Genomic DNA, 16,477 nt, shown 5'->3' on the forward strand with positions numbered 1-16,477 from the left:
TGAATCCTAAGTTTTAATCCGTGTAATTTCCACTATAAGAAAAGTTAAATAAGTTATTTTAAAAAATTCTTTATAAGAATCCTATTTTTATTAATATTCTTAAGATCGTTATTAATATTAAGAATACTGTCTTGTATTTATAAAATAAGGCTGATAGCAACAGTAAAATAATAAAGATAACACAACGTCGTTGTATTGCGATCTATAGATAATAGTATACTAATACGAACTGATACATAGATAAATGTTCTTATAATTTAAATTAGTAAATTATTTTAAGTCGCTTATAAGAGATCTTTCATCTCTCAGTTAAGACATATAATGCTTATATAAATTTTTAAATTTGATATGACAGGTTGGTTACTTTTATTGCAATACATAATTATTTATTATTAGTTGATTATTATAGATTAGTGAATAGAAATGGATATTTCTTAATTATAGAAAACGGTATATCAAAATTTTTAATTATTGCCTTAATAACTAATTAGTTTATTACACTAAGAATAGACACAATTCTTTTTCCAAAGAAAAATACTTTGATATATAGTCCTGAATAAAAAACGCTTATGGATTAACGAAGATACGGAGGTAATTTTTTGGTACTGTTACTATTTTTACTAGCTATTCCAATAACTATGTTTGAAACTAGTTGTAATATATTATTGTTTTATAATAATATATTAAGCTAGAGTGTAATGTAGTAGCTAGTATAATCTATATTATTTTTTCTTCTGTTAAAGTGTTTTTGAGCCATACTGTGCTAGTTCTACTTTATACTAAATACATTAAATATCTTCTTCAACAAGAATGCACCAGATTCAATCTGGGTAACTATTTTGTTGTAGTTATTTAAATATAATTTTGAAAATTGATATGTCATTTTTTATATATTTTAATTTTATCAATAAATAGTGAAATTACGAGCACTAGCCAAGAGTGTGCTGATAAGCAGATTGACCTTAATGACTTACAATAAAATAATATATTTATAACTTAAAAAATCGAAAAATTGGATTTTTTTATAGTTAAATATCTCACTGTTATATAAAATATATAAGTATGTTGATCTTTAACAATTAAATAAATAATTATCGCTGTAATGATTATTTATTATGAAGTTTATCATTAAACTACTTCGGAAATTATGATAAAAATCAATCTATGTAGTAGTTTTTATAAAATTCTATTAAAAATAATATTCAATATTAAAATAAATATTTAGGGATAGTACATTATTAAAATCATAATAGATGATTGCTAATAACGAATAATATCAGCTTTTTGGTAGTTACTAAAGTTTTTATCCGTATTAAAAATTATTAAGCTCTCGTAGCAGAAAATATCCTTCTCATGATATGAGATTATGATTTTTTCCTGTAAAAGCTATTGTATATAGATCGAGTATCGTGTTATGCTTGAGGTTTTACCTATCAGGACATACAATACTATCATGACGTCGGTAATAACTTAAATAAGAGCATTAATAATGCCATAGTAAATTAATCTGATAAAATCAATTTATTCTTTCTCAAAAGAACAAATTGATTATTTTTATCATAAAGCATATATGAGATTTTATTAGTTTTTCTCTATTAATATAGAAGAAGATATAATATCACTTGACATTAATAATAATGACGATTATTGTCTAATATTAAACTATCTAGGAACCGATTACCATTAATATAGTAGTTTAATGAACTAAAAAACTAATTAATCTTTATAAAATTGATAAAGTATTAAATATCTTGATTGCTAGGTTCTATTTTCTCTCAAGATAAAATATATTACTATATCAATCTGTTATAATAATATAAAAGAACATGCTAAATTATACTAAAGCACTATGTGAGATTTACAATAGTTTAACTGTATGTTACTTAAGTTTATATTAAGAAAGAAGTATATTAGTTTAATTCTTTAATCCTAATAAAATAATAATAAAAAAAGTGAAGAGCGAAAGTGGTATATAACTATTTGTACAATAGTCACTGAAAAATAATATACTTGTCTCTAAAGCAAACGTAAATACAGAATTTAGCAATAACGATATTATCTTGGATATCCGTTTAGAAGATGAGTGAGAAAATTTTCCATTAAAACTGACCGATATAGTGTGATATAGGCGTTACTGTTTTATAAGTTAAATAGTTATTTTTGCAAACTAGATCAGAGTAAATTATGCTTTCTTTGCTGTGATCCAGAAGTAATGAGTCATCTACAAGCTCTTTATTTATAAGAGAACCGTTTTAAAAATATTAAAAGTCTACTATTATCCTTAATTTTTACTAATAGATACTTTAAAAAAGACGATTAAATCTTATATTAATTTTACTTATTGCTTACTTATTACTTGTCTTGTAATATTTTTCTGTATGATTTACTCATATTTATTAACACTCTGGTTTTATTTATTATTGATCTTTACTTTGTAAGTAATACTAAGTATTAATGAACTGTAGTATACCTTTATTAATCTTTATTAAAGATTTATATGAAGTATATATAGTATATCACTCTAATAGTATCTATTAGACAGAAAAATAAAAATGATATGTCTGCAGTGTTTCTGCTCATATCTTTATTTAATTAAATAACAGCGGATTTTTTTAAATATAGTTTATGCTTACCGTTTGTAAGACATAATATAATATTTTTACTACGCTACTTTTATACACATATTATGTTTATAATTAATATGTGCTATATTAGAAATAGAAATAGTGAATTTTAAAAAAAAAAGCGAATGCTTATAAATAAGCAATTATAAATAGTGACTAAAAATAAACCATTTCTTATAATTTCTAAGAACATTGTATAGTAATATAAATAAAATAAAAATTTATTTTATAGTTATTAGAATTACAAATAACTTCCTATATGTTCTTCTAGAAAAGAACAAACAATTTTCTATCATTAATAGGTCATTATATCTATAATAAAAGATTTTTTATTATCAGTAATAAATACAGCTAATATATTATATATATCTATATAAGTAATTCAAGTGTAATACTAAGGAAGTAGAACTATTATTTTTTTGGATAAAAATAAAAAATTTACAGTAGTAAAAATACTAATATTAAAAAATAAAATAAATTATGATTTATTAAAAAATTTACTAGACTAATTATAGATATAAAATTAAAAGTTTAGTTTAAATAACTATGTCATCGATAAAACTTATAAAAAAGTAATCACACCTAATAGATGACTGCGCTACGAAAATAGTAGAATTGAATATCATAATATTCCTGCTATATTTCAATTTTTACTTATTTAACGCTGTACATTATCCAATTTATTATTAAGCTATAATAGAGTATAGTGTTGTTACTGTATACCTTCCAATAATAAATAAAAATCTCAGTGATGCCTAGGTTTGCTTTATCATGCCAAACTAATTTACTATTTTACTATACAAGTCAATATGGAAATTTTTTCAGATTATTTAATCCTTAATATAAGGACATATTACAGAAAAAATCATCACTATAATTTATATTTAACTAATTACTTATAAAATTGAATGTTATATAAAATATATGAATATGAGAAAAAATAATTTAGAGGTAACTATTAGGTTAATCGTAGTTCTATATGAATTATTATTAATAATATTTATTACTATATAAAATTATTCTAATTATTATAACGATACAATATTAATTTCTTTAAAATTTATTTTAAATACTTTCTGTATACTATTGATATTAAAAATAAATCCATCTCTTTTCTAGAGTTATATCTTAATTTTTTATTTTTTAATAAAAAGAAAAATTAATTATATTTTTTAAATAAAAAATAAATTAATTACTAGTAACACACTGATGAATATAATAGAAAGGTATAATTAACTTATTTACTTCAAATAGAAAGCAATTCATAGCAATATAACTAAATTTAGTGAAAATGATCTTAGTTCTATTGATTATCAAATAATTAATATTTAATTATTTGATAATCAATAAAAATTAACTACGCTTATTTTAATTATTTAAGCATCAAATAATTAAAATAAAATAAAAAACAAATATAGTAATTTTTATACAAATAAAGGATTGTGTTCTTCTTTTATTAAAGATTTATTGAAAATATGCTAAATAAAATACAGTTTATACGACTGCTAAAATTACTAGTAATGTAATCAGAATAATGTTATCCTATATATTGCTACATCATGATAAATAAGATCATAAAAATAACAAAATTAATGAAACTAAAGTTATAGATTCTAAATCTATTAATAAAAATATAAATATAAATTTTGTTATAAAAATTAAATTAAAATTACTTATTTATTTTTAAATTAAATGTAATAAAAAATTTAAACTCTTATCATAAAATTTTCAAATAAAATAAGAATCACATAGATACTAACTAATATAAAAAACTAAATAACAATGCATTCAATGCATTGTTATTTAGTTTTTTATTTTTGATAATTAAATTATAAACTCACAAAAATTCAATATGGATAAAAATCGATACTTAACAGGAATAGCCTAGGCTAAATTAAAATTAAATAAAGATTTTATTAGTACTATAAATAGCAAATATCGTTAAGTATCTCTATTACAGGTAATATATTAATATAAAAGATGCTTAAAATATCCTTACTTACTCATAGATAATGTAGTATTTTTTAATACTATTTATATTAATAAATAGATTATAATTAATTTTTAGATAAAAATAAAATATTTTATTTTTATCTAACATCGTTATATACATATTCAATCTCAATAAAAATAACAGTTTTAATACGTTCTATTTCTTTTATAGAATAGAATAATAATAACATTGCGCCAGCATATTTCAATATATTAATATAATTTATATACAGTATTTTTATAAACAAGTTGTTCTTGCTTTGTTCTTCATAATATATTTATTTATTAAAATATGTTACAACAGAAAAGTAATGGAGCAGTGAAGAACAGAAATTTCTAACTCTAGAATAAAAATTCTATAGATTAAATATTAAATTAAGGTTCTATTTTTTATTAAATATACTAATTTATGATCTGGATTTTTATAATAAAACATTTAGTTCTAACATTGCAATATCATCACATACTTTATACACATACTCTATAAACAGATAACTTAGATAAGTTTTATATTATTTTACTCTTGGTTAGATTACATTTTTTATAATACTAAAAGCTAATTAACGCTCTTGTAATATTAACAAATAAGTATTTTTCCAGCTGAGTTTGCATTAATGGTTTTCAAAAAAAAAGAAAACTTCTATTAATTTCATTATGAAATACTACAGTGCCTCTATATAATATAATGTTCTGAACAATCTAATAAAATATAATTTTATTGATACTATTATCATCTATAAATCTATCTAATAGAAGATTAAAATTTTTTCTCCTGGTAAATATTTTAATAATAAAAATTTAACTATACAATAGAATTTTAAATAAAATTTAAAATTTCAATTATGAATTTGAATAATATCTCAATCAAAAACTATAAGAAGAAATAAAAGATACTTATATCGATATCATGTTAAATATGATAAATATCAGAATAACTAAAAACATTTTATTCTGCTAAAATAAAAAGTACGTTACTATAAACTTAATAGTTTCCATGAATAAAAACGAAGATAAATATACCGATTTTATGCTAATAATGAGCTAAATCGGCATAATTTATTAATTTTTGAAGAAATTTTATCAGTCATAAAAACAAAAAAACTTCATATTCAGTATTACTTTCCTGGAAAATCTGTATAATACTACTAAATTTTCTGTTAAACTGAAAAATGAAAAAATATCAACTGCTTTATTTTTATATTATCTTTATTTAAAATTTAAAGGTTTTTATGATCTTTTAAAAGTTGTATACTAAGTACATAAAAATAAAATACAATATAAATGCTATTTTCATCTATATGAAATAATTTATTCAAAATTTTTTTCAACGTGAATAATATCAATATTATTAAGATAATAACAAATGATAAATATATATCCTGAAACATCAAATGCAATGCTATTTAGTAGTAAATAAGAAACAGCTCTACTGTAATAATCATATAAGATGTTTAAATAGTAAACACTATTCCGTGTCAATATTAGTCTTCTTAATAGAAGCATTCATCCAAAAATATAAATAAAACAAATAAATCGTACATCAGCGCTTTGATTAAAGGACTATATCTACCTATGCATATATTAAATATATTTTTGATTTATATAGAAAAATAAAATACTACTATACTAGTATAGTAGTATAGTAGCATAAGCAAAGACAGTTAAGATCTCACTTATTAATATTCATATGATATAAAGGAAATTAATTTTAACAAATTAATAAAGCATTTTTAGTGAAAATAGATATTTTAGTGATTTATAATCATATAGGCTTATAAGTTTAGTTGTTATCCTTCAAAGTCGTGTCATCCTACGGTGTCAAACTTTATATAAACTTGTCTTGCTATTGATACTAATAGATAGTGTTATATTTAACTGGAAAACAGTTTTAAGAACAAAGTATGCTACAGAAATTTAGGTAATATTCGATATTAAAATAGTAAAACTTTGTTTTAAAAAAACATCGCTTTTCTTCGATTAGTATTAAAGAAAAAACAAGTAGTGAAAAATTAAAAACGGTTTTAAAAATTATAGAAAAAATCGACGATTTTTTCTAGTCTGGTAATAATATTTCATTTCACATAAAATTGGAAATTTTTACGCTAAAAAGTTTTATTTTTAGGAGATAAAATGCCATACAATCGCGAACAAAATTATTCTTCATTTCATATGGCTCTAATACCGATGGTAGTGGAACAGACCTCACGCGGAGAACGTTCATATGATATTTTTTCGCGTTTATTAAAAGAACGAATTATTTTTATGACCGGACAGATTGAAGATTACATGGCAAATTTGATTGTGGCACAGATGATGTTTTTAGAAGCAGAAAATCCAGAAAAAGATATTTATCTGTACATCAACTCACCTGGTGGAGTAATTACCGCCGGAATGTCAATTTATGATACTATGCAATTTATTAAGCCTGATGTTAGCACATTTTGTATGGGGCAGGCTGCCTCCATGGCGGCTTTCCTGCTAGCTGCCGGTGCAAATGGCAAGCGTTTTTGCTTGCCAAATTCACGAGTGATGATTCATCAACCACTAGGTGGTTTTCACGGACAGGCAACCGATATTGAAATACATGCTCGTGAAATTTTAAAAATTAAGGTTCAGATGCATAAATTGCTGACAAAACATACAGGACAGCCTATTGAAGTAATAGAGCGAGACACTGAACGTGATCGTTTTCTTTCAGCTCCTGAAGCGGTAGATTATGGATTAGTAGATTCTATATTGATTCAGAGAAAATAATTTTTTAATAGCAGAATCCAATAAACTATAGTTAACATAGTATATTGTTAGAAATATAATCCGATTCTTTTGATTTGTTTTGAGTTAAGCCATTGTATTATTTGCTCTGACCGACTTGCTGAAAAAACAAAGTAAGAGGTGTACTAATGACAGATAAGTGCAAAGATAGTTCAGGAAGAAAGTTACTACATTGCTCTTTCTGCGGTAAGAGTCAACATGAGGTGCGAAAATTAATCGCTGGGCCATCTATTTATATCTGTGATGAATGTGTCAATTTATGCAATGATATTATCCGTGAAGAAATAAAAGAAAATACTGCACATCGTGAACACAGTGTGTTACCAACGCCTCATGAAATTCGATGTCACCTAGATAGTTATGTAATTGGTCAGGAAAATGCTAAGAAAGTACTCGCAGTAGCAGTTTACAACCATTATAAGCGTTTACGCAATTTTAGTATTAATAATCGAATTGAACTTGGAAAAAGTAATATTTTACTAATTGGTCCTACCGGAAGTGGTAAGACATTATTAGCAGAAACATTAGCCCGTTTCTTGGATGTACCTTTTGCCATGGCCGATGCTACAACTTTAACAGAAGCTGGTTATGTTGGTGAAGATGTTGAGAATATTATTCAAAAACTCTTGCAAAAAAGTAATTTTGATGTGCAAAAAGCCCAATGCGGTATTATATATATCGACGAAATTGACAAAATCTCTCGTAAGTCGGACAATCCTTCTATTACTCGTGACGTATCCGGTGAAGGGGTACAGCAGGCGTTACTTAAACTAATAGAAGGGAGCATAGCTTCAGTTCCACCTCAAGGAGGACGCAAACACCCTCAACAAGAATTTATACAAGTAGATACCTCAAAGATCTTATTTATCTGCGGTGGCGCCTTTTCAGGTCTGGATAAAGTAATTGAACAGCGTACTGAAACTAGCCACGGTATTGGTTTTGGTGCTACTGTTAGAGGTAGTTCTGAGAAAGCATCAGAGAGTGAGTTACTAGCTAAAGTTGAACCGGAAGATCTGATTAAATTTGGTCTCATTCCTGAATTTATCGGTCGATTACCTGTTGTTACAACCTTAAATGAATTAAATGAAGAAGCACTTATTAAAATCTTACGCGAACCGAAAAATGCATTGACAAAACAGTATCAAGTACTGTTTGACCTCGAAGGTGTAGAACTAGAATTCCGTGATGAAGCTCTTACTGCTATTGCAAAAAAAGCTATGGCGCGTAAAACTGGTGCTCGTGGCCTACGCTCTATTATTGAAGGCGTACTGCTGGAGAATATGTACGAATTACCCTCTCAAGATAGTATAGAAAAAATAGTAATTAACGAAGAGGTTATCGCTGGCTGCTCGAAACCATTACTTATCTACTGTAAACGTGAAACGCAGAAAACCTCCAACAAGTAACACCTACCATTTGTAGCGCGTTAACACACGCTACAAATGGTAGCGTCTACATGTGGAATTTCATTTGTTCTTTTCGTTATTAATTACTATTGAATGTAAGTGATTTGACCCCACATATATTGCATATCTAAATTCAATTTTTATAGTTGTAAAAAATCGATTTTTACGCATCCTATAAACTTAGTGGATATTAAATTAAGAGAAAACTCTATGAATGCTGATCGTTCCGAAAGCATAGAAATTCCTGTTTTGCCTCTACGCGATGTAGTGGTTTATCCACACATGGTTATCCCATTATTTGTCGGTCGTGAAAAATCGATTCGGTGTCTTGAAATAGCTATGGATAGCGATAAAAAAATTATGTTGGTAGCTCAGAAAGAAGCCTCAACAGATGAACCAGGTATTAATGATCTTTTTTCAGTTGGGACTGTATCTTCTATCCTTCAAATTCTGAAATTACCAGATGGTACGGTGAAAATACTTGTTGAAGGATTAGTTCGTGCTCGTATTAAACAATTATCAGATAGAGGTAATCACTTTAGCGCTGAAGCAGATTATTTCGATACGCCTGAGTTAGATAAACGCCAGCAAGAAGTGCTTGTACGAACTGCTATCAATCAATTTGAAGATTACATTAAATTAAATAAAAAAATTCCTCCAGAAGTACTCACTTCATTAAATAGTATAGATAATGCGACTCATCTAGCTGATACTATCGCTGCTAACATGCCCATAAAACTATCTGATAAACAATCAGCACTAGAAATAGCTGATGTAACTGAACGACTTGAATACTTAATGGCGATAATGGAGTCGGAAATTGATTTGTTACAAATAGAGAAACGTATCCGAAACCGCGTTAAAAAACAGATGGAAAAAAGTCAGCGTGAATACTATTTGAATGAGCAAATAAAAGCAATTCAGAAAGAACTAAGTGATATGGATGACACGCCGGATGAAAATAAAATTTTAAAACGTAAGATAGATGCGGCAAAAATGCCACATGAAACCCGAGAAAAAACCGAAGCAGAACTACAAAAATTGAAAATGATGTCACCAATGTCTGCTGAAGCAACCGTAGTACGCTGCTATATCGACTGGATGCTATCAGTGCCTTGGCATGCACGTAGCAAAGTAAAAAAAGATTTGGCGAAAGCGCAAGAAACTCTTAATCAGGATCATTATGGACTTAGGTGTGTCAAAGATCGTATTCTGGAATATCTAGCAGTACAAAGTAGAGTGAGTAAAATTAAAGGACCGATTTTGTGTTTAATGGGACCACCTGGAGTAGGGAAAACTTCACTAGGTCAATCCATTGCTAAGGCAACTGGACGTAAATACGTACGTATGGCATTAGGCGGTGTACGAGATGAAGCAGAAATTCGTGGGCATCGTCGTACTTATATCGGCTCAATGCCGGGTAAATTAATACAGAAAATGTCTAAAGTTGGTGTGAAAAACCCTCTTTTTCTACTCGATGAAATCGACAAGATATCTTCCGATCTGCGTGGTGATCCGGCTTCAGCTTTGTTAGAAGTATTAGATCCAGAACAGAACGTAGCGTTCAATGATCATTATCTAGAAGTGGACTATGACCTCTCTGATGTAATGTTTGTTGCTACCTCTAACTCAATGAATATTCCAGCACCGTTACTTGATCGTATGGAGGTAATTCGCCTATCAGGCTATACTGAAGATGAAAAACTTAACATTGCTCGTCAGCATTTACTCCCTAAGCAATTTAAACGTAATGCGCTGAAAAAAGGCGAATTGACAGTAGAAGATAGTGCACTAGTTGGAATTATTCGCTATTACACTCGTGAAGCTGGAGTACGTAATTTGGAACGCGAGATTTCTAAACTATGCCGAAAAACAGTTAAGACAATACTAATGAATAAGAATATTAAACATATTACCATTAGTGCTGATAATCTGAAAGATTCTCTTGGAGTTCAGTGTTTTGATTACAATCGTGCGGGAAATGAAAATCGTGTTGGCCAAGTAACTGGTCTGGCATGGACAGAAGTCGGCGGAGAATTGCTAACTATCGAAACTGCATGTGTACCTGGAAAGGGCAAGCTGACTTATACTGGTTCTCTTGGCGAAGTAATGCAAGAATCTATTCAAGCAGCATTGACTGTGGTACGTTCGCAAGTGGATAAACTTGGAATTAACCCTGATTTTTATGAAAAACGAGATATTCATGTTCACGTACCTGAAGGTGCTACGCCAAAAGATGGTCCGAGTGCTGGTATTACAATGTGTACTGCGCTAGTATCTTGCTTGACCGGTAATCCGGTTAAATCCAATGTGGCGATGACTGGTGAAATAACACTACGTGGTCAAATATTACCTATCGGGGGTCTAAAAGAAAAACTACTAGCAGCACACCGTGGTGGCATAAGAACTGTTCTAATTCCATTTGATAATAAGCGTGATCTAGAAGATATGCCATCTAACGTGATAGATAATCTAGATATTTATCCTGTACAACATATCGACGAAGTTCTGCATTTAACACTACAGAACATGCCTTTCGGGGTTACATTAGCATCAGAAACAGCAAAGTGAGAAATACTATATATAATAGTAAAGTGATTTTTTTCTGTTGTGTTAGGCAGATTTATTCTTTCTCAATATACTAAGTTTGATATAGTAGCTAGATTATTAATTTATTAGATACTATTATCGATTTAACCGCTAAATCTCTATAAGATTATATAGTATATTAGTTAAGCCTAATAATTTTATTTTTTAAAAGAATTTTTAGTAGCTGAACTAATATAAATCGGCAAAGAAATTACTATTTCTCAAAAATATCGAGATTTTATTCTAAAAACTATTAGAATATATGATAAAAGATAAAATTTTACATTCTCACTATTATTAACTAACACTTAATATAAAAAGTAATAAGAGGGAAGAATAAAAGATAGATTATCAGAATATATTTATTTAAAGTGGAATCTTATCATACTATGTCGATAAACAGTTCACGTACAGTTACTACTAATATTGTATCAAAAATTATTTTGGTGCTTATTATTATTTCATTTATACTAACTGGAATAAATAATTATATCATTAGCGATTATGGTAATTATGCTGCTAAGGTGAATTCTTATCAGATAAGTTACTCACAACTTGAGCAAGCAATACAAAGAGAGCGTGATCACCAACAGAAATATATTAATAGGCAATTTTCTAAATTATCTATTAATGAAGATTCTATACGACAAAAAACGCTTTCACAGTTAATAGATGTAACCCTCTTAGATCAGTATGCTAATAAGTTAAAATTAGTTATTAGTGATGATCAAATTAAACAAGCAATTTTAGCTATTCCAGATTTTTGCAGTGAAGGTAAATTTAGTAATATCAAATTTCGATTACTTATAAATAAGATGGGACTATCGTCGGATCAATATGCTGCGTTGATACGAAAAAAATTGCTTATACAACAGCTAATTCAAGGTGTTGTCAATACCTGTCTTTTACTACCAGTAGAAATTGATCGGTTAATGGAGATTATATCACAAACTCGAGAAGTACGTTTAGCAAAGTTTGATATCTCATCGCTAGAAAAAAAACAAACTGTAAATGAAGATGAGATTTATAAAAATTATAATACATATAAAAACAAGTATGTGTTGTCAGAAGCATTTAAGGTAAGCTATATTCCAATAAATATTGAAGCAATACAGGAAAAAACTACTGTTGATGAACAAGAAATTCAGATTTGGTACAATCAACATCATGATCAATTCATTATTCCTGAGCATAAACACTATAGCATTATTCAAAGTAAAAGCAAAAATAACGTTAATGAATGTTTAAAAAAACTAAAACAGGGTATTAGTTTTTCCGACTTGGCTAAAGTCTATTCCACCGATATTTTCTTAGCTAAGAATAGTGGTGACATAGGTTGGATTAGTGATAAAAATACCTTATATGAACTAAAAAAAGCTAATTTAAAAAAGAAAGGACAGGTATCCGATGTAATCAAATCATCAGTAGGTTTCTTTATTATTCGCCTTAATGATATTCAACCAAAAAAAATCCTTCCTTTAAGAAAAGTCTATGATGAGGTGGCATTTAAAGTAAAACAGGAAAAAACTATTGATTCCTATCGTACTTTGCAAAAAAAAATAAACGATGCAGCAAAAAATAATAGTAATATTCTAGAATTAGCTGAAACCGCTTCTGGTATCAAAGCACAACAAACTGATTGGTTCGATAAAAATAATATCCCTGAAGCAATTAACTATAATGCAGTGAAAAAGGTTTTATTTCATAAATTGCTTTTTAATAGAAAAGGCATACCAAGCAATAATTCAAATATTATTACTATAGATAAAAATCGCACTTTTATTATTCGTATTACTGATTATCGCCCTGAACGTATACAGCCTTTTAAAAATGTGCATATGCAGATAGAAAATGAAATTAAACGAAAAAAAGCACTAGAAAAAGCGCGTTTTAACGTTGAAAAAATATTAATTGCCCTGAAACAAAATAAAAATGAAAAAGTATTGAAGACGCTTGGGTTAAGTTTTAGCACACCAAAGCAATTTCATTCTATTAATCAAGATAATCCGATAGTACAGACTATCTTTTCGCTACCAAAACCACCCTATAGAAAAAGTAGCTATGCTATAGCTAACAACTCTCATGGCGATATCGTACTAATCGCGCTAGATAGAATAATGTCACGCATTCTAGATAAACCAGAGCGAAAACAACTCGTGGATAAATTAAATCAATGGATGAGTGACATCATTTTTGAAACATTACTTATGAATTTGCATGCAAAAGCAAAGATAAAAATAGGTGTGGCGGCTCAGATATAATGATATATCACAGCTTGTTATACCATTAATTTTAAAAATTTAATAGACTATGAAGTAGTATATTAAATTTAATATTGTTAATACTTGAAAGTGTAGTATAAGGAAGATAGTATATAAAACAAAAATCGAGATAAAATTTATATCTGTTAGAAACGCTAAGTTTTTTAAAAAATCATAGAATGAAGTAGCTAATCTTATGGCTGATAGTAAATACATAGAAAATATCAACAGGATATAAGCAATATTAATATTGCTAGATAATACAAGTTAAAAATATCGTTTCTAATATTGCTAAAGAACTATTAACTACTATTTAAATATCTCATAAATTAAATATTACTTAAGTTAAGTACTGCTCTTAAGACTTTAAAAAACGCAGCGGATGTAAATAATGGGTATAATTTATTCAGATCTGATAAAGGTATTTCACCTTCGTTTACAGCATAAGATACTAAAACTATTTTCAGTATAAATAATTTATTCTATTGAATAAATTATTTTAAATATTATTTAACGTTTAATACAAGCCAATTTTAGTTCTCATAGAGACCATAACCGCATGTGGTTTAGCCCAATAGTTAGCTAACCCCTTCGATCTCAAATGACAAGCTGTACACTGACCACAACCATCACCTTTGATACCATTATAGCAAGTAAGTGTACAGTAACATACTCGATCCAGCTGGTGGTAATAATCCGCTAGCGCCCAGATTTCAGCTTTATCTAGCCACATCAGCGGTGTAACAAAGTTAAGTTCATTTGCCATTCCAAGATTCACTGCAATATTTAACGCTTTGATAAAATCATTTCGGCAATCGGGATAACCTGAAAAATCTGTTTCACAAACACCAGTAATAACTACGCTTGCTTTGATCTGATAAGCATAAATAGCAGACAAGGTCAAAAATAGAATATTTCGACCAGGTACAAAAGTACTAGGAAAACAATTTTTTCTATTTTCATAATCTGGAACATGAATATTATCATGAGTAAGACTGCTTAACGTTAAAGTATTCAATAGTCTAGCATCTATTATTTTATGTGCGCAGACCCCAAATTGAATTGCTAGTTTACGAGCGAAATTAATTTCTTCCCGATGGCGCTGACCATAATCAAAAGTAATACAATAGACTTCATCATATTGACTTAACGCTTGAATAAGGCAGGTTGTTGAATCCTGACCACCACTAAATACTACAACCGCTCGTTTCATTTATTTTATTTCTCTTTAAGATAATAAATATAAGGTATTAGTTCTTTTACCTTATAAACACTAGAAAGAAATAAAAAGATCTAAGATAATGTTCACTGATTCATTATTTTACATATCTATTTATTAATTTTTTTTAGTGTGCTATATCTATATTTTAGTCGATAAAACTAATTATAACAAATAATACTAAGCTTATCAAAATAAGTAATCATATACTTTCAGTATTAATGAACTAATAAATAGGATATTATATGCTCTATAAATAATTAACATAAGGTCTATATAAGGTATTTATAAACAAATGAACCTATTAATTAATAGATAATCTACAGATAACTCTAAACAGGAATACACTATCTTTTTGTTATATTAAATAGTGTTGAAAAACTATTAATCCTATGAAATCATAGTACTACTATAGGAAAATTAGAGCGATATATCTTATAAGCTATAAATACTATAGCTAAATAATATAAGCCTAAGTACTTATGAACAGAAATAGAAAAACATGATATTAAAATTTTTGTTAAAATAATTTATAGCTAATTAATTCTTAATCAGATAATAATTTATATTAAATTAGTTATACTAATCACTCATTTTTGCTTAAATTAAGTTTTTATTTTCGATTTTATAGTTACAATTCTTATTGTTGAAAATAATAAGAAAAACAGTGATATAAATTGACTAATACTAAATATTAGTTAGCTAATGAATAATCTTACTCATATTGATCAATGTATTATACTACCGTAATATGCCATTAAAAATTATCGTATAATTATGCGTATTTCTTTAATTATCTGATAAAACATTTAGTAACTAAAATCAGTGGAGATCCTGATAGCAGCATCTTGGCACATACATCACTTGCTACGGCTGCTTCCTTCCAGATCTGACCGAGTTTACAAGATAGCATTTCAAGAGAACCAACAGGATCTCCATATTGGTTATTACTTTTAAAATATATAAAGTATATTCTAATTAAATCTTTTATAATTAAAAGCAAAGACTATTAATCATATTTTTTAATATATTTTATGCATATTAAATTTTTCAGTTCAAACAAATTAAGGTGGATGAATAAATATAATAGGATTATTTTAATATTCATTTAACTGTAAAGTAAAGATACGTTTATCTTTATTCTAATAATTTTCTTAATATATTTACTATATCAAAAATATTCCTTATAAACTACTAATTATAGATGTATTATGATATAACTAATATATGAATTAATCTTATCAAACATTATATTTGAGATCTTTAAAGTTGCTTTTTGCTCTTAAAGTTATTAATATCCTACCGTTAGTTTTAAATTTTTTGCCTAACTAAAAATATAAATAATGATTTTATTAAAAATAGTATGATGATTATCATATTAGTTATTTCTAACGTTCAATACTTCTTCAGTGAAGTCATTTAAAGACACATATCCTTAAATATAATTCATTATTAAATGAGATTACAATCGATACTGTCATTAAAATAATTAACATAACTTTCGCTTATAATCATACAGATAGTAATATTAATATTCGATGGAGTACCTATATCATATCAATTTCTTATAAATAAGAAATTTTATCTAGAATATCTTCTGGATTATTTAATCAG

5 protein-coding genes and 1 other RNA gene are annotated in these 16,477 nt (G+C 27.2%); 4 read left to right on the forward strand and 2 right to left on the reverse strand.

The annotated features are described in order from the left end of the window. The first annotated feature begins 6,746 nt into the window (after positions 1 to 6,746). From clpP to ppiD, 4 genes are all read left to right on the forward strand, one after another. Positions 6,747 to 7,370, forward strand: coding sequence for an ATP-dependent Clp endopeptidase proteolytic subunit ClpP (clpP, locus tag FVIR_RS00415; RefSeq protein ID WP_067497509.1), 624 nt, complete (start codon positions 6,747 to 6,749; stop codon positions 7,368 to 7,370). 146 nt (positions 7,371 to 7,516) lie between these two features. Further along, complete coding sequence (gene clpX, locus FVIR_RS00420) at positions 7,517 to 8,794, forward strand: ATP-dependent protease ATP-binding subunit ClpX (RefSeq protein WP_067497512.1); 1,278 nt, start codon at positions 7,517 to 7,519, stop codon at positions 8,792 to 8,794. A gap of 210 nt (positions 8,795 to 9,004) precedes the next feature. Next, positions 9,005 to 11,365, forward strand: a complete 2,361-nt coding sequence (lon, locus tag FVIR_RS00425) for an endopeptidase La (RefSeq protein WP_082799135.1) — start codon at positions 9,005 to 9,007, stop codon at positions 11,363 to 11,365. 407 nt (positions 11,366 to 11,772) lie between these two features. After that, on the forward strand, positions 11,773 to 13,644 hold the full coding sequence (gene ppiD / locus FVIR_RS00430) for a peptidylprolyl isomerase (protein WP_067497519.1): 1,872 nt from the start codon (positions 11,773 to 11,775) through the stop codon (positions 13,642 to 13,644). 517 nt (positions 13,645 to 14,161) lie between these two features. On the opposite strand, the gene queC is transcribed toward ppiD, so the two are convergent. Further along, complete coding sequence (gene queC, locus FVIR_RS00435) at positions 14,162 to 14,857, reverse strand: 7-cyano-7-deazaguanine synthase QueC (protein ID WP_067497522.1); 696 nt, start codon at positions 14,855 to 14,857, stop codon at positions 14,162 to 14,164. Between the two features lie 838 nt (positions 14,858 to 15,695). Continuing rightward, an RNA gene (gene ffs, locus FVIR_RS00440) (signal recognition particle sRNA small type) lies at positions 15,696 to 15,792 on the reverse strand. Positions 15,793 to 16,477: the final 685 nt, after the last annotated feature.

Source organism: Candidatus Gullanella endobia (assembly GCF_900048035.1).
GTDB lineage: Bacteria > Pseudomonadota > Gammaproteobacteria > Enterobacterales > Enterobacteriaceae > Gullanella > Gullanella endobia.